Here is a 15,240-nt window from a genome sequence, read left to right on the forward strand (position 1 = left end):
CTACATCTTGTCGATCACCGACTGCACGCCCTCGGTCGGGGCGTCGACGGAGGAGCCTGCCACCATGATGGCGGGGACGATGGCCTCCGGGTCGTTGACGACCAGCGGCTTGACCCGTTGCGCGGTGTGGATGAAGCCCTCTGCCGTCATGTGTTCAAGCAACGCCGTCATCGGGTCCCAGAATCCGTTGATATTGCCGAAGACGATCGGCTTGCGGTGATGGCCGAGTTGCGCCCAGGTCATGATCTCGACGATTTCCTCGACTGTGCCGATGCCGCCCGGCAGCGCCACAAAGGCGTCGGATTTCTCGAACATCTTGTGCTTGCGCTCGTGCATGTTGTCGGTGATCAGCAACTCGTCGAGCCGGTCTAGCGCGGTTTCGGTTGCTTCCCTGTTGATCAGGAAGCGGGGAATGATGCCGGTCACCTTGCCGCCGGCCTTGAGCGCGCCTTCGGCGACGGCGCCCATAATGCCTTTGGTGCCGCCGCCATAGACCAGCCGCAGGCCCGCTTTGGCAATCGAGCGTCCAAGCAGGTGCCCGGCCTTGGCATAGATTTCATCGCGGCCGGGAGACGAGCCGCAATAGACGCAGACGGATCGAATCGTGTTCATGCGGATGATTGGTGATTGGGTCTGAATGCGTGGTCAAGCCCCAAGGGTTGACAAGCCGAGGTTTTTCTTGACGGCCCGTTTTTCTTGTCGGCATTGGCAAAACACGCTAGACCGGCATTAGGTGGCTAAGGGGTAGGGAAATATGGCAATTAATCCACTGAAGGCATTCCTGTTCGCGGCGGGTGGGACCGTCGCGGCCGCGGGAACCGCCTATGTATCGGGCGCACTCGACCCGTATCTTCATCCAACGCCGCCGGCGAAGGTCGCGGCCTTGGCGCCGCCCGAGGCGCCGAAACCGGCTGATCCCGGCACGGAAGGGCGACTGCCGGCGCCGGCGGTGCCGGCTGCTCCCGCCGCAGCACCACAGGCGACTGCTCCAGCCGCACCCGCGACAGAGGCTACGGCTCCGGCAGCGCCTGCACCGGCCGCACCCGTGGCAGCCGGCCCGATCTCGCCGACTTTCGATGTCGTGCGCGTCGAGGGCAATGGCTCGATCGTCATTGCCGGCAACGCAGCGCCCAATTCAAAGGTCGAGATCCTGAGCGGCACGACGGTGCTTGGCTCTACCGTGGCAGGTCCCGATGGCGCCTTTGTCATCGTGCTCGATGACCCGCTGAAGCCTGGTGACTATACGATTGCCTTGCATTCGACCGTCGGCACCGTCGTGACCGTCTCTGTGCAGACCGCTGTCGTTTCGGTTCCCAAGGAAGCCGCCGGCCAGGTGCTGGCCATGGTCGAAGAGCCAGGCAAGCCGGCCGAACTGCTGACGGTCCCGGCACCAGGGACCAAACCGGCAGCACCTGCCACCGGCGACCAGGCTGCTGCTCCGGCGCCAGCCGCTCAAGCGCCCGCAACTGCTCCTCCGGCGCCCGCCGCACCGGCCCCGACCGTCGCCGGTGCCGCGCCGGCAACACCGCCAGCCGCCGTGGCCGAACCCAAGATCGTCGTCGAGGCGGTCGAGATCGACGGCAACAAGATCTTCGTCGCCGGCCTCGCCGACCCAGGCCGCAAGGTGCGCGCCTACGCCAACGACATCCTGCTCGGTGACGCGCTGACATCGCCGGACGGTCATTTCCTTGTCGAAGCGACGCGCGACATTCCGGTCGGCAGCTACACCATCCATGTCGACGGCCTCGATGCCGACGGCGTGAAGGTCGTGGCCCGCGCCGCGGTGCCGTTCGAGCGCGAGCCGGGCGAAGCGGTTGCCGCCGTGGCGCCTGCCGGGACCAAGCCGGCGGATGCCAAGCCAGCTGAGACCAAGCCTGCCGCATCGGCAGCCGCCGAAGCACCCGCCGCTCCGGCTCCTGCCGCACCGGCAGCGCCGGCTGCGGAGGCTCCGGCCGTTGTCGCTGCCACCACGCCGCCAAGCGACGTGCCGGAGGCCGTGGCGCCCAAGCTCGAACATGCCGACGGCGCCGTGATTATCCGCCGCAACGACACGCTGTGGCGGATTTCGCGACGCGTCTACGGCCACGGCGTGCGCTATTCCACCATCTACCTCGCCAACCAGGACCAGATCAGGGATCCCAACCACATCTGGCCCGGCCAGGTGTTCAAGGTCCCGGAAAAGTCCAAGGAAGGCGAAGCCGCCGACCTCAAGGCAATGGGCGAGCAGGCGACGACGGCGCCGACCAAGGCGCAGTAGAAGCCTACATCGATCAACTGGCATCGCCTGCTTGGTTGGAGTGAAGGGCGAAACCGTTTGCCCCGGGATCGCCCAGCTCAGGGCGGAGATTCATGCTCGGAATGAGATAATCTCCGCCATTTTGCCGACGGTATGGGATGGGTGTCGTCGTCGGCAGCGTCCGCATCCTCTCACGCAGCTGTTCAGCCACGGGTTGGAAGCCGGTCTCGTCGAGACGATCGACCTTGTAGACCACGAACGGCGGAAGCACGTCGTATCCGGGGTAATAGAGGATCCCGTGATTGATCGGGAACAGCAGGTCGTCGATGGGGCCGTTGATCCCGCGTGGCGTGTAGTGTTCCTCCCAGCCCCCGGCGGTCACGATCAACATAGCGCGTTTCCCGACAAGGGTGCCCTCGCCATAGCGATCGCCCCAGCGCCGATCACTATGCTCACCAACGCCATAGGCGAATCCGTAGGCGAACACACGGTCGACCCAGCCCTTGAGGATTGCCGGCATGGCGAACCACCAAAGCGGGAACTGCAGGATCAAGGTGTCGGCCCACAGCAGCTTCTCGATCTCGGCCTGCACATCCGCGGTTAGCGTGTTGGCCTCGAAACTCTTCTTGGAAGCCGCGACCGGGATGAGCCGCGCATCGGGTTCAAGCGACGGGAAGTCGGCGCGATCGACTTCGGATTTCCAGCCATCGGCGTACAGGTCCGATACGCGCACCTCATGCCCCTGAGCCTCGAGTTCCCTTATGGCGACGTCACGAAGGGCGCCGCTCAGCGAGCGTGATTCAGGGTGAGCGAAGACGAGCAGAACTTTCATGGGTCAGATCCAATATTGAGGAAACTGACGGCAAGGTAGCCAATGGCCGTTCAATCCACTTTATGCAGGTAATGCATAATATTGTGCCGGATAATGGATAAGTCAGAAATTACATTCGAGCGCATGCGTACCTTCATTCGCGTGGCCGAGCGTGGCAGCCTGTCGGCCGTAGCGCGGGAATTTGGTGTCGGGCAGTCAACGATCACGCGGCATGTGCGGGAACTGGAAGAAGCTGTCGGCGTGCCTTTGCTTAGCAGGACGACCCGGCGGGTCACGATGACCGCTGAAGGCAGCCGCTATTATGCCAATAGCGTTCAGATCCTGCGCCTCGTCGAACAGGCCAGCGATGAGGCCCGGGGCACGCGTCGCGCGCCCGCCGGCACGATCCGGATAAGCTGCACGGCAGCTTTCGGTGTCTTGCACGTCAGCCGCCTGATCTTCGCTTTTCAGGACCGTCATCCCGACATCGGGATTGACCTCAGCCTCACGGATGAGCGGGTGGACCTCGTCCGCGAGGGTGTCGATATCGCCGTCCGGCTTGGGCCGCTCACGGACAGCTCGTTGAAGCTGCGGGCCCTCGGCCAGTCGCGGCGTCTGCTCGTGGCGTCTCCGGATTATCTGGCGGCGCGGGGACGGCCCGTCGTCCCTTCGGATCTGTCCCGGCATGAGGGCATCCGGATGTCGAACGTGGCGGGCAGCGAAACGCTCGCTTTGCAGGGCGCCGGCGGCGAACGCCACACGGTGCCTTTCGCGGGGCGGTTGCGGATCGATCATGGACTTGCCGCGCGGCAGGCCATGATCGCTGCTCGCGGGATCGCGCCGGCGCATCGATGGCTTGTGGACGATCTCCTGGCGGCGGGCTTGCTCGAGACGATACTGGCGGATTATTCGCTGCCATCCGTCCCGCTGAACATGTTGATTGTCCCGGAGCGCGCAGGCGTCGCAAGGGTCCGCCTGCTGGTCGAATTTCTGGCTGAACAGATCGCCGCTATTCCAGGGATCGAGAAATCCATCTCAGAGCATTGATGCATGCTGCCCAAGAGTGACCTCGATTTTCGGGGGGACGACATGCATGGAAACAAAGACCTAAAGCGCGTCACATGAATCCGGTTCTGCGCTTTTGCCGCCGTTCGATCTGCCCGGAAGAGTAGCTTGCGGCGGTGCCGTCCATCGTCTATCGCCGATGAACGATGACCGAATCCGCCCTTGAAACAGATCGCGCTGCCGGCGCTCCACCCAACCGCAGCTCGGATAGCCACGCTGTCGCGGCGCAATTTGCGGCGTTGTCGCATCCGGCGCGCATTGAGATACTGAAGCACCTCTCGGCCAGCAATTCCTGCTGCTGTCGCGAGGTCGTCGACCGTTTCGATCTGGCGCAGTCCACCGTGTCGCAGCATCTGAAAATACTGGTCGAGGCCGGTCTGGTCCGCTTCGAGCCCGACCGCCAGCGCTCGCGCTATGCCGTTGATCGCGTGGCCCTTGCCGATGTATCGGCATCGCTGAACGCCCTCGTCAATTCCTGCTGCTCCGGCCGCTGACCCTCTCACCCAAAAGGCAAGAAAAGTGGTCGAAAAAACCGTCTCCGCCGACACCTCAACGCTCACGACATTGCGCAATTTGTGGCCCTATATGTGGCCGGCCGACCGCGCCGATCTCAGGGCGCGTGTCACCTGGGCTACGCTGCTGCTGGTCGTCGCCAAGCTAACGCTGGTGGCCGGTCCCTATTTCTTCAAATGGGCAACCGATGCGCTGGCTGGCGGCTTCAAGACGCCGCCGCCGCTGCCGTCTTTCATGCTCGCCCCGGTGATGCTGGTCGTCGCCTACAATGTGCTGAGGCTGGTTCAACTCGGCTTCAACCAGTTGCGCGACGCGTTGTTTGCCCGCGTTGGCCAGCATGCCGTGCGCCAGCTTGCGTTCCGCACCTTCGTCCACATGCACCAGCTGTCGCTGCGCTTCCACCTGGAGCGCCGCACCGGCGGTCTGTCGCGCATCATCGAGCGCGGCACCAAGGGTATCGAGACGATCGTGCGCTTCATCATGCTCAACACGGCGCCGACCATCCTCGAATTCGCGCTGACCGCCGGCATATTCGGTTTTACCTATGGCTGGAAATATGTGGCCGTGGTGGCGATCACCGTCTGGTTCTATGTCTGGTTCACAGTCAAGGCGAGCGACTGGCGCATCTCGATCCGTCGCGACATGAACGACAGCGACACCGACGCCAACACCAAGGCGATCGATTCGCTGCTCAATTTCGAGACGGTCAAATACTTCACCAATGAGCGCATGGAAGCCGACCGCTTCGACCGTTCGATGGCGCGCTACGAGGTCGCCGCCACCAAGACCTGGACTTCGCTCGGCTGGCTGAATTTTGGCCAGGGCGTCATCTTCGGCCTCGGCACGGTCGTCGTCATGTGCATGTCGGCGCTGGAGGTGCAGGCCCATACGCAGACCGTCGGCGATTTCGTCTTCATCAACGCCATGCTGGTGCAGCTTTCCGTGCCGCTCAACTTCATCGGCTTCATCTACCGTGAAATTCGCCAGGGCCTTACCGATATTGAGCACATGTTCGACCTGCTCGACGTGCCGCAGGAGATTGTCGACAAGCCGGACGCCAAGCCGCTCACCGTCGGCGCGGGCAAGGTCGAGTTCCGCGACGTGCATTTCTCCTATGATCCCAATCGCAAGATCCTGAAGGGTGTTTCCTTCGACGTGCCGGCCGGCAAGACGGTCGCCATTGTCGGGCCGTCGGGCGCCGGCAAGTCGACCATCTCGCGGCTGCTGTTCCGCTTCTATGACGTGCAGGCCGGCCAGGTGCTGATCGACGGCCAGGACATCCGGGATGTCACCCAGGACAGCCTGCGCGCGATGCTCGGCATGGTGCCGCAGGACACGGTGCTGTTCAACGACACCATCGCCTACAACATCCGCTACGGCCGCGTCGGCGCGAGCGAGGAGGAAGTCCGCAAGGCCGCCGAACTCGCCCAGATCGGGCCGTTCATCGAAAAGCTGCCAGACGGCTACAAGTCGATGGTTGGCGAGCGCGGGCTGAAGCTTTCCGGCGGCGAAAAGCAGCGCGTCGCGATTGCCCGCACCATCCTGAAGGCGCCGCCGATCCTGATGCTCGACGAAGCGACTTCGGCGCTGGACAGCCACACCGAGCAGGAGATCCAGGCCGCGCTCGATCTCGTCAGCAAGGGCCGCACCACCATTGTGATTGCCCACCGTCTGTCGACGGTGATTTCCGCCGATGAGATCATCGTGCTCAAGGACGGCCAGATCGCCGAACGCGGCACCCATGTCGAGCTGATGCGCAAGCACGGCCTCTATGCCTCGATGTGGGACCGCCAGCGCGAGGCGACCGAAGCCGAGGAGCGCCTGCGCCTTGCCCGCGAGGGCGACGAGTTCGGCGTCATCGTTCGCCGGCGGACGTCGGAGGTAAATTGATTTTTCCGCTTGACCTCAACTTAAGTTGAGATTGTACGCCGCTCCTGGAGCCCCGAAAACACCATCATCCAGGAACGGAACAATCGAAATGAACGACATAAATCAGAACGTTAACGGCGGCAGCGTGTTCAGGGTGGACAAGTTCGTCGTGCCGGCCGCCGCCCGCGAGGAGATCCTCGTCAAGGTCAGGACGACGCACGAATTGCTGCGCCAGCAGCAGGGTTTCGTGCAGGATTTCCTGCTCGAACAATTTTCAGGGCCGGGCGAATTCAACCTGGTGACGATCGTCGAATGGGAGAGCCAGGCCGCCGTCGACAAGGTCGTTCCGATCGTCAAGGCCGCGCACGAGCGCATCGCCTTCAATCCGCAGGAGACGATCGCCCGGCTTGGGGTGCGCGCCGACATTGCCAACTATCAGCGGATTCCCGAGGCATAGAGCAACGTGAACTGCTCCAGGCTTACGGCCAGCCGACGCCGGGTGCCGGCGCTTCCACGCTGAGCACCTGGCCGGTGCGTGCGTCGCTGACCATGTGCTCGAAGCCGCGCCACTCGGCAGCGACGATGAACAGCATCCTCCTGTCCGCACCGCCCAGCATGCAGGCGAAGCAGCCGCGATCGACGGTGACGGTCTGCAGCACCTCGCCGCCCTCGCGCATCCGCACGCAGTGCTTGTTGGGGACATCCGCGTACCAGATCGCGCCTTCGGCATCGAGGCAGATACCGTCGGGATAACCGTCGAGGTCGGCCCAGACGCGCCGGTTGGACAGGCCGCCGTCGGCGGCGATGTCGAAGGCGGTCAGCCGGTTGCCATGGGATTCGGCAAGGATCAGGGTCTTGTTGTCCGGGGTCACCGCCATGCCGTTGGCGAAGGCGATGTCGTCAGCCACTTGGCGGAGCGCGCCATCCGGCGTGATTAGCACGATGGTGCCTGGGCCGAAATGCTCACCGGCAGCCGGCGCGGGGCCGCCGCCATTGACATAGATGTTGCCGCGCCCGTCGACGACGATCTCGTTCCACGGGCTTTTCGACAGACCGCGCAGATCGGCATGGGTGACGAGCCTGCCATCAGCCTCCTGCCGCAACAGCAAGCCTTCGCGGCCTGAGACGACAAGCAGGCGTCCATCCGGCAGCCAGTCGATTGAATAGGGCAGGACGGCCGGCACGGTGAGCATGATTTCGCGATTGCCGTGCGCATCCATCGCGATGATCTCGCCGGTACCCCAGTTGCAGACCCAAAGGCGTCCGTCATGCCAGCGTGGGGATTCGCCGAAGGCAAGGCCGGCGGTGACGAGACGCGCCGGTGCGGCCGATTGTATCTGCATTACGGACCTCCTTGTTGCGCGTCATCATGGCTGAAAAGGCCTTGGAAGGACGCTGTCTCACCCAAGGACGGGCGAGGGGCCTTCTTTCCGACAGCCGCCTTGTTATTCCGTTCAGGGAACATTGCCGGTAGGGCGTTGGCACCGCATGACGGCGGCTTGTCGGTTGTCGTCGGTATCGACCCGCGGGTCTTGACCGCACCGCCAATATCGCACGTGCTGTAGCCCGTCGTCGCGCCCGCCAGCCGCAGCCAATGTGGCGTCGCCGATTGTCGCGTTGCGGGCAGGGGGTGTTTCGGCTATTGAGGCCGGACCTGAAACAGGGACCGCCCCCACCCCATGAGCCTTGTCGACACGGTCAAGAACGCGTTCGTACCGATCCATCGTGAAGGCTACCCCTTCATCGCGGCCTTTGGCGCGGGCACACTTTTCCTTGGCTATTTCTCCTCGATACTGTTCTGGATCGGCCTGATCCTGACCGCCTGGTGCGTCTATTTCTTCCGCGATCCCGAGCGCGTCACGCCGGTCGACGACCGCCTGGTCGTCAGCCCCGCCGACGGCATCATTTCTGCGGTCGGCCCGGCCGTGCCGCCGCGCGAGCTTGGCCTCGGCAATGTCGAGATGACCCGCATCTCGGTGTTCATGAATGTCTTTTCCTGCCACGTGAACCGCGCGCCCGTGCGCGGCCGCATAACCAAGATCGAGCATCGGCCCGGAAAATTCCTCAACGCCGAACTCGACAAGGCCAGCACCGAGAACGAGCGCAACGGCCTGGTCATCGAGAGCCCCAACGGCACGGTGGCCGCCGTCCAGATCGCCGGCCTGGTGGCGCGCCGCATCGTCTGCTGGGCCGAGGCCGGAGGCTCGATCGGCACCGGCGAGCGTTTCGGCCTGATCCGCTTCGGTTCGCGCGTCGACGTCTTCCTGCCTTTGGCCGCGACGCCGCGTGTCGCCGTTGGCCAGACGGCGGTCGGCGGTGAAACTGTGCTCGCCGAATTCGGCGGTGTCGCCGGCACCCCGCTCGTCAGGATTTCCTGAGCCTTGGGCGCGCCGTTCAAGAAGTTCGAGGCCCATGCCAGCGGCGGTCCGCGCATCCGCGAGATCCCGATGCGCATGGTGCTGCCCAATCTGGTCACCGTGCTTGCCATCTGCGCCGGCCTGTCCGGCATCCGCTTTGCCTTCGAAGACCGCTTCGAGACAGCGGTGGTGATGGTGCTGCTGGCTGCCTTTCTCGATGGCATCGACGGCCGGCTCGCACGCATGCTGAAGGCGACTTCGAAATTCGGCGCGCAGATGGATTCGCTCGCCGACATCGTCAATTTCGGTGTCGCGCCGGCTCTGGTGCTGTATGCCTTCCTGCTCGATCGCGCCGGCTCGCCGGGTTGGATAGCCGCCCTTCTGTTCGCCATCGCCTGCGGGCTCAGGCTCGCCCGCTTCAACGTGCTCGACGACGAGAAGGCCGAGCGGCCCCTGTGGCAGTCGGAATATTTCGTCGGCGTACCCGCGCCGGCGGGCGCGGTGCTGGTGATGCTGCCGCTCTATCTGTTCTTCCTGAGGCTCGGGCTGGAGCCAAGCCGCCCAGCCGCCTTCGTCGCCACCGGCTTCACCATCCTTGTCGCCTTCCTTCTCGTCAGCCGGCTGCCGGTCTATTCCGGCAAGAGCATCAAGATCCCGGGCGACAGGGTGCTGCCGGTCATTCTGGCCGTGGTGCTCTACATCCTCTTGCTGATGACCTATCCCTGGTACACGCTGACGGCATCGGTCGCGGGCTATCTGATCTTCCTGCCGTTTTCCGTGCGCGCCTATTCCAAGCGCGCCAAGCTCGAAGGCGAGAAGGTACCGCCTTCGGACATAGGCTGATCGCTAGACTGGTCTAGGTCGCAAGCCGCCAAGCAACAGATCGCCCCAGGCGGAGGCAAAGCGTTCATCGCTGATCTCGATTGCACGTTCACCCCAGATCGCTTCGAAGACCCGGAACATGGCGACGCTGCCGACGATCACGGCGGCGATCGCCTCGCTGTCGTGCGGGCGCAATTCGCCCTGACGCTGGCGCTCCCGCAGCCATTCCGCGACGGCAAGATAAGTGCTTTGCATGATCTCGCCACGTGCGGAGGCTTTCAGCGCGGGGAAATGCTCCAGGTCGCGCCACAAGATCCGAAGCACGTCGCGGTTGGCGCCGAGCTTTTCAAGCATGCGCTCCACAAGGCGCCGCGAACTTTCGTCGATGGAAAGCGTTGTCTCGCCAAGTTCGGCACGGCCTTCCCGTGCCGTATCGACAAACTGATCGATCGCGGTGGCAAGCAGGTCCTCTTTTGAAGGGAAGTGCTTATAGAGTGCGCCGGAGCCGCGCGACAGGCCTGCCGCCTCCTGAATGTCGGGAACGCTCGTCCGGTCGTAGCCTCGCTCGGCAAACAGTCGGATGGCTTCACGCAGAATGCGTTCCCGTCCAGTTGATGGCGGTTTCATAGCGGATCCCAGCTCCATGACTAGGTAGGGGATTCTCAGAGGACAATAACACCACGCGCACAATCACAAACGGCGCTAGCCGGCGGCCTGGCGATGCGAATCGACTGCCACGTGCTTGTGTCGTTCGCAAAGCCACGCCCTCCAGTTCCTTTGACCAAGCCGCTCATTGGTTTCGACCAAACCCATTTTGAAGCTCATCTTGCGGCTGACCGGCAGTGGCAGGACGAGCCGCCTGAGCCCGAGCGCATCGCAGTATTGCCGTGCGAAACTCGAGAAGGGCATCAGATCCGGGCCGCCGATCGCAGGGCGTACCCCGCGCTTCCCGTCATTCACCGCCTCCGCCAGATAGCGGGCTACATCTCGCGTATCGACGGGATTTGAGAGCGAATTTGGCAACGGCCAGACAGGCAGCCATTTCAGCCCACCCAGCATCTGCTCCAAGAGGTAGTAGAATGGCGTTGCGCGAATGACTGACCACGCAAGCGGGCACTCCCGCACAAGCTGTTCGCCCGCCAACTTTGCTCGGGCATAGGGCAGGCTGCTGAATTCGAGGCCGACGATCGACACGAAGATGAAGTGGCCGATACCGGCGCGACGCGATGCTGCAAGCAAGCGCCGCGTGCCTTCGACATCGACGCTTGTCGGGCTGAAGAAGAAGTCAATCGGCCTCATGCCGCGCCTGGCGATGGGCGAAAGGGTTGCGGCATGGATCACGGTGTCGATGCCGCCAAGCGCGTCATCGATGCCTTCGCCGGTTGCCAAGTCGCCCAAGGCCCATTGCAGGGAGGGATCATTCATCGGCTTCCTGGCGAGCAATCTGACGACGTGACCGGCCTGGGACAGCGCCGGCACAAGATCGCGACCGAGATGTCCGGTCCCTCCCGTGACAAGGATTTTTGCCATGTGCAGCTTTCCTCCAGGTTGGAAATCTTGCTCCGATGGAGAGTGAATGGTCACTCACCACTTTGGCGATTCTTTGGCGAGGGGCCATCTTCAGGGGTGTCGAGGCATGGAAGAAGCGTGAATCCTGCCGGATCTCGCCGATCATCCCGGCTTGCCTGAGGTGAAACGATTGGTTGGATCTGGCGGCGTTACGCCGCGATGCCCCGCCCCAGCCTGTCGATCGCCAGCTTTCTGGTCGAGACATAATCGGTCTTGCCGGAACCGAGCACCGGGATTTCCTCCACCTTGACGATGTCGTTCGGCACCATCAGTTCGGCGGCCCCGGCCTTCTTGCCGAACTGGCGCAGCTCTTCAGGATTGGCATCGTCGGCGGTGGTGACCAGCACGATGCGTTCGCCGCGTCTCTTGTCGGGCACCGCCACCGCCGCATGGCGTTCTTCCGGCCACAGCGACTGCACCAGCATCTCGACCGCGCCCAGCGACACCATCTCGCCGGCGATCTTGGCGAAGCGCTTGGCGCGGCCGCGAATGGTGATGAAGCCTTCGCGGTCGACGGCGACGATGTCGCCGGTGTCGTGCCAGCCGCTCAGCGGCTGCAACTCTCCGGGGCGGTCTGATGTCATGTAACCCATCATCAGATTCGGTCCGTCGAGCCACAACTGGCCGGCATCCGATATGCCCTCGACCGGCTCCAGCTTCATGCGCATGGCCGGCAGCAGCCGCCCGACCGTACCGTCGCGCCTATGGAGGGCGGTGTTGACGGCAACCACCGGCGCGGCCTCGGTCAGCCCAAACCCTTCGATGATCTCGGCCTGGAAGCGCTCGCGGTAGACGCGGCGGGTTTCCGGCTTCACAGCCTCGGCGCCGGCAACGACGAAGCGCAGGCTGGAGAAGTCGCCGTCCTTGGCGGTGCGCGCATAGTTGGCGAGGAAGGTGTCGGTGCCGAACATGATCGTTGGCTTCACCTTGCGGGCGATCTCCGGGATGATCTTGTAATGGAGCGGCGAGGGATAGAGGAACAGCTTTACCCCGGTGACCAGCGGCAGGATGGTGCCGCCCGTCAGGCCGAAGGAATGGAACACCGGCAGCACGTTGAGCAGGATGTCGGCCGGCGAGATGGTGATGCGCGCCTCGGCCTGCATGGCATTGGCGAGAAGGTTCTTTTGCGACAGGACAACCGCCTTCGGCGTGCCCTCGGAGCCGGAGGTGAACAGGATCACGCCCGGCTTGGCCGCATCCTGGCGCTGCAGCGGCAAACGCCACAGCAAGGCGGCGGCAAGCTTGTCCAGCGCGGTGACGCTGGTCCGAACATCTTCCAGCCACAGCAGCCTGGCACCGCCCTTTTCGACCGCGGCGACGATATCGGCGAGATCGGCCTTCTCGACGAAGGCCCGCGATGAGATGACGGTGCGGATGACGGCCGTGCGCACGGCAGCGGTGACGCTCGCCGGCCCGGCCGTGTAGTTGATCATCGCCGCCACCCGGCCCGCTGACAGAAGTCCGACGAATGACAGCACGACGCCATTGGCGTTGGGCAGCATTATCCCCACCGCTTCGCCTGGCGCCGTCACCGCCTCGAAGCGCCTGCCCAGCACGCGGGCACCGATGAACATCTTGCGGTAGCTCAGTGCGCCCGAGATGACGTCCTCGATGATCGGATGCGAGGCGCCGACCCTGGCTGCCGCATCGCGCATGGCCAGGAACAGGCCGCGGTCGAGGTGGTTGCCGAAAAGCCGGGCCTCGGCGACGCGGTCGAACAGCGAATTGGTGTTCGAGGCCTGGTCCGGATTGCGTGCCACCAGTTCGGCGATGGTCATCGGCTCCAGTACGCTGATCGAGAGCCGCGGAAACCAGTGCCGCGGGGCCTTGGCCGCCGGCGTCAGGGAAACAGGCAGGCTGCGGGCACCGGCGACAAAGATCGGCACGATGCGGGCGTCAGCCTGCATGGCAATGCGGGTGACGGCGCGAAACAGCCGAAACGTCTTGACGTCAGGCTCGACTGCGTCCGGTAGATAGACGGCGAGCCGGCCCTTGCCCTTCAGCACACGCACCAGCCGGCGGCTGACGAAAAGATGTTCGGCATTGAAGGCGATCGTTCGGCCAAGCTCACGCCAGGGTTCCAGCCACGGCGAGCGTGCCGAGACCTCGTCAAGAATGTGCAGCGTGTCATCCGGCAGCAGCGACAGCATCAGCGCTGGTTCGAAGCGCGACTGGTGCGAGATGACGTAGATGACGGGAGCCTGCGCCTTGCGCGCGATCCTGATGCGGCTGTCGTTGATCCGGTAGGCGAGCTTGAACGGCACGTAGAGCATCGCCTGGCTGAAACGCAGGTCGAGGCGGAATTTCTCCACCACGCCGATCAGCAGCCAGGCCAGAACGAGACCCGCAAGCAGCGCCAGTGTCAGGATCATGCCGCTTCTCTCCCAACGACTTTTGTCATCGCGGCTCTTCCGCGGCCGCCTCGGCGCAGAGGGTAGCGCAAGTGGGCGCTAGGTCAATGTGGGAAGAGACGGTGTTGCTTCTCCCCCGGAGGGAGAAAGAACGACCCTTACGCTGCCTTCAACCGCCCGCTGATGAAACGGAACTCCTGCGTCTTGCCGCCATAGCCATAGGCGGCTGCCGGAACTTCATGCACGAAGGCATAGCTTTCCTCGTGCACACTGCCCAACAGGCGGCCGAAGGCATCGAAGAGGGCCTTGAGATAGGCTTCCAGCTCGAGCTTGGTGTTGGTGCCGTCGACCACCTTGATATCCAGCCAGAACGTGTTGGTGCCATGCTCGGCCAGCGACTTGCCGCCGGCGAACCAGTGCTGCGGATCGACATAGGACATGGCAACGGCGGTGATCGTGGGATCCTTGCGCAATTGCGTGGCGGTGATCTCGGTTATTTCCCTGGCGATGCTGGCGGACAAGGCGGCGTCCGGCTTGCCGGTGACGCTGATATTGATGATAGGCATTTTTCGTCTCCTTGGTTTCCAGCGGCGTCTGATTGCCGTTGGAGAGACCATGCCACCATCATTGAGTCAAAAAAATCGAATTGTTTTCAACAGAAGATTCGATATTATCGAATTATGGAAATGTTCGATCCAGATCTGCTCAAAACCTTTCTCGCTTTCGTCGACAGCGGTTCGCTGGCGCGGGCGGCTATCAGCGTTGGCCGTTCGCCTTCGGCGGTGACCACCCAGATGCAGCGGCTGGAGGAGATCGTCGGCGAGCCGCTGCTGGCGCCGCAGGGCAGGGGCCGCGGCCTGACGCCGGCCGGGGAGGATCTCGTCGGCCACGCCAGGCGCATTCTTGCCGCGCACCGCGAGGCATGGCTGGCGCTGAAGGGGGCGCGGGCAGCCGGGCGTGTCGCCATCGGCACGACGCAGGATTTCGCCGACAGCGGCCTGCCGGATCTGCTGCGTGCCTTCGCCACCAGCCATCCGCGCGTCAGGATCGAATTGCGGGTTGGCCGCTCCGCCGAACTGACGCAGGCGCTGCAGGCCGGCAGCCTCGATCTGGCGATTGTCATGCGCCAGGCGGCCGCGCCGGACGAGGTCGGCGTGCTGCGTGAGCCGATGATGTGGCTGTGTTCTGGGAAAGGGCTCGCCTGGCGGCAGGAAGAGTTGCCGCTGGCGCTGCTCGATCCCCATTGCGGGTTTCGCGAGGCCGCACTGGCGGCGCTCGATGCGGCCGGCCGCCGCTACCGCATCGCCGCCGGCAGCGCCAGCCTGGCCGGCCTGCGCACCGCGGTGAATGCCGGCGTTGCGCTGACCTTGCGAACCCCGCGCTTTGCCCATTCCGGCATTGTCGAAGCGCCGCGCGAGCTGGGCCTGCCGCCGGTTCCGATGGCCGAATTCGCGATCCGGCTGCGTGCCGATGCTGATGCTTCCGCGGGAGATCTGGCGGCGCTGCTCAGCGGCAACCTGGCCCTGTCCCAGCCGCCCGGCTGATTTGGCGCCAGTCTATCGCAAGAAAACGCCGACCTGCGGTCGGGCCTGTTTAGAAAGAAAAAGCCGACCTTGCGGTCGGCTTGGAGTAAGACGGGCCGAGGGG

General features: G+C 63.9%; 15 protein-coding genes. 8 read left to right on the forward strand and 7 right to left on the reverse strand.

What is annotated here, in order from left to right:
* Complete coding sequence (locus tag FJV80_RS02960; RefSeq protein WP_095794113.1) at positions 1–612, reverse strand: TIGR00730 family Rossman fold protein; 612 nt, start codon at positions 610–612, stop codon at positions 1–3.
* 142 nt (positions 613–754) lie between these two features.
* Between FJV80_RS02960 and FJV80_RS02965 the strand changes: the two genes are divergently transcribed.
* A complete protein-coding gene (locus FJV80_RS02965) occupies positions 755–2,257 on the forward strand; it encodes a LysM peptidoglycan-binding domain-containing protein (RefSeq protein WP_142875500.1) in 1,503 nt (500 codons plus the stop codon).
* A 13-nt stretch (positions 2,258–2,270) separates the two neighbouring features.
* On the opposite strand, the gene FJV80_RS02970 is transcribed toward FJV80_RS02965, so the two are convergent.
* Positions 2,271–3,068: an NAD(P)H-dependent oxidoreductase gene (locus FJV80_RS02970; protein WP_142875501.1), complete on the reverse strand. Its 798-nt coding sequence runs from the start codon at positions 3,066–3,068 to the stop codon at positions 2,271–2,273.
* Between the two features lie 93 nt (positions 3,069–3,161).
* Between FJV80_RS02970 and FJV80_RS02975 the strand changes: the two genes are divergently transcribed.
* The 4 genes from FJV80_RS02975 to FJV80_RS02990 all read left to right on the forward strand — a co-directional run bounded on the left by FJV80_RS02975 (position 3,162) and on the right by FJV80_RS02990 (position 6,951).
* Entirely contained in the window at positions 3,162–4,094 is a 933-nt protein-coding gene (locus FJV80_RS02975) for a LysR family transcriptional regulator (protein WP_142875502.1), read from the forward strand.
* A 164-nt stretch (positions 4,095–4,258) separates the two neighbouring features.
* Positions 4,259–4,606: a metalloregulator ArsR/SmtB family transcription factor gene (locus FJV80_RS02980; protein WP_095770697.1), complete on the forward strand. Its 348-nt coding sequence runs from the start codon at positions 4,259–4,261 to the stop codon at positions 4,604–4,606.
* Between the two features lie 25 nt (positions 4,607–4,631).
* Positions 4,632–6,515, forward strand: coding sequence for an ABC transporter ATP-binding protein/permease (locus tag FJV80_RS02985; RefSeq protein WP_142875503.1), 1,884 nt, complete (start codon positions 4,632–4,634; stop codon positions 6,513–6,515).
* Between the two features lie 88 nt (positions 6,516–6,603).
* Positions 6,604–6,951 carry an antibiotic biosynthesis monooxygenase gene (locus FJV80_RS02990; protein ID WP_095770695.1) on the forward strand — a complete coding sequence of 116 codons (348 nt, stop codon included), beginning with the start codon at positions 6,604–6,606 and terminating at the stop codon, positions 6,949–6,951.
* 22 nt (positions 6,952–6,973) lie between these two features.
* Here FJV80_RS02990 and FJV80_RS02995 read toward each other — a convergent pair whose 3' ends face one another.
* Positions 6,974–7,837: an SMP-30/gluconolactonase/LRE family protein gene (locus FJV80_RS02995; protein ID WP_095770694.1), complete on the reverse strand. Its 864-nt coding sequence runs from the start codon at positions 7,835–7,837 to the stop codon at positions 6,974–6,976.
* Between the two features lie 336 nt (positions 7,838–8,173).
* Between FJV80_RS02995 and FJV80_RS03000 the strand changes: the two genes are divergently transcribed.
* Both FJV80_RS03000 and FJV80_RS03005 read left to right on the forward strand, forming a co-directional pair.
* Entirely contained in the window at positions 8,174–8,872 is a 699-nt protein-coding gene (locus FJV80_RS03000) for a phosphatidylserine decarboxylase (protein WP_095770693.1), read from the forward strand.
* Between the two features lie 3 nt (positions 8,873–8,875).
* Positions 8,876–9,694 carry a phosphatidylcholine/phosphatidylserine synthase gene (locus FJV80_RS03005; RefSeq protein ID WP_032929550.1) on the forward strand — a complete coding sequence of 273 codons (819 nt, stop codon included), beginning with the start codon at positions 8,876–8,878 and terminating at the stop codon, positions 9,692–9,694.
* A 3-nt stretch (positions 9,695–9,697) separates the two neighbouring features.
* Here the strand turns inward: FJV80_RS03005 and FJV80_RS03010 are convergent, their stop codons facing one another.
* From FJV80_RS03010 to FJV80_RS03025, 4 genes are all read right to left on the reverse strand, one after another.
* Positions 9,698–10,300: a TetR/AcrR family transcriptional regulator gene (locus tag FJV80_RS03010; RefSeq protein ID WP_095794108.1), complete on the reverse strand. Its 603-nt coding sequence runs from the start codon at positions 10,298–10,300 to the stop codon at positions 9,698–9,700.
* A gap of 75 nt (positions 10,301–10,375) precedes the next feature.
* On the reverse strand, positions 10,376–11,203 hold the full coding sequence (locus FJV80_RS03015) for an NAD-dependent epimerase/dehydratase family protein (protein ID WP_095770691.1): 828 nt from the start codon (positions 11,201–11,203) through the stop codon (positions 10,376–10,378).
* Positions 11,204–11,391: 188 nt separating this feature from the next.
* A complete protein-coding gene (locus tag FJV80_RS03020) occupies positions 11,392–13,614 on the reverse strand; it encodes an AMP-binding protein (RefSeq protein ID WP_142875504.1) in 2,223 nt (740 codons plus the stop codon).
* Between the two features lie 137 nt (positions 13,615–13,751).
* Positions 13,752–14,159, reverse strand: a complete 408-nt coding sequence (locus FJV80_RS03025; RefSeq protein ID WP_095786468.1) for a 4-oxalocrotonate tautomerase family protein — start codon at positions 14,157–14,159, stop codon at positions 13,752–13,754.
* A gap of 114 nt (positions 14,160–14,273) precedes the next feature.
* Between FJV80_RS03025 and FJV80_RS03030 the strand changes: the two genes are divergently transcribed.
* Positions 14,274–15,137 carry a LysR substrate-binding domain-containing protein gene (locus FJV80_RS03030; RefSeq protein WP_142875505.1) on the forward strand — a complete coding sequence of 288 codons (864 nt, stop codon included), beginning with the start codon at positions 14,274–14,276 and terminating at the stop codon, positions 15,135–15,137.
* Positions 15,138–15,240: the final 103 nt, after the last annotated feature.

Source organism: Mesorhizobium sp. WSM4310 (assembly GCF_007003935.1).
GTDB lineage: Bacteria > Pseudomonadota > Alphaproteobacteria > Rhizobiales > Rhizobiaceae > Mesorhizobium.

What these genes read in the sequence shown, in the direction of transcription:
- FJV80_RS03020 (WP_142875504.1), bottom strand. Translation starts at nt 13,614, where the DNA reads ATGATCCTGACACTGGCGCTGCTTGCGGGTCTCGTTCTGGCCTGGCTG.
- FJV80_RS03010 (WP_095794108.1), bottom strand. Translation starts at nt 10,300, where the DNA reads ATGAAACCGCCATCAACTGGACGGGAACGCATTCTGCGTGAAGCCATC.
- FJV80_RS03030 (WP_142875505.1), top strand. Translation starts at nt 14,274, where the DNA reads ATGGAAATGTTCGATCCAGATCTGCTCAAAACCTTTCTCGCTTTCGTC.
- FJV80_RS02990 (WP_095770695.1), top strand. Translation starts at nt 6,604, where the DNA reads ATGAACGACATAAATCAGAACGTTAACGGCGGCAGCGTGTTCAGGGTG.
- FJV80_RS02995 (WP_095770694.1), bottom strand. Translation starts at nt 7,837, where the DNA reads ATGCAGATACAATCGGCCGCACCGGCGCGTCTCGTCACCGCCGGCCTT.
- FJV80_RS03025 (WP_095786468.1), bottom strand. Translation starts at nt 14,159, where the DNA reads ATGCCTATCATCAATATCAGCGTCACCGGCAAGCCGGACGCCGCCTTG.
- FJV80_RS02975 (WP_142875502.1), top strand. Translation starts at nt 3,162, where the DNA reads ATGGATAAGTCAGAAATTACATTCGAGCGCATGCGTACCTTCATTCGC.
- FJV80_RS03015 (WP_095770691.1), bottom strand. Translation starts at nt 11,203, where the DNA reads ATGGCAAAAATCCTTGTCACGGGAGGGACCGGACATCTCGGTCGCGAT.
- FJV80_RS02960 (WP_095794113.1), bottom strand. Translation starts at nt 612, where the DNA reads ATGAACACGATTCGATCCGTCTGCGTCTATTGCGGCTCGTCTCCCGGC.
- FJV80_RS02970 (WP_142875501.1), bottom strand. Translation starts at nt 3,068, where the DNA reads ATGAAAGTTCTGCTCGTCTTCGCTCACCCTGAATCACGCTCGCTGAGC.
- FJV80_RS02980 (WP_095770697.1), top strand. Translation starts at nt 4,259, where the DNA reads ATGACCGAATCCGCCCTTGAAACAGATCGCGCTGCCGGCGCTCCACCC.
- FJV80_RS03000 (WP_095770693.1), top strand. Translation starts at nt 8,174, where the DNA reads ATGAGCCTTGTCGACACGGTCAAGAACGCGTTCGTACCGATCCATCGT.
- FJV80_RS02965 (WP_142875500.1), top strand. Translation starts at nt 755, where the DNA reads ATGGCAATTAATCCACTGAAGGCATTCCTGTTCGCGGCGGGTGGGACC.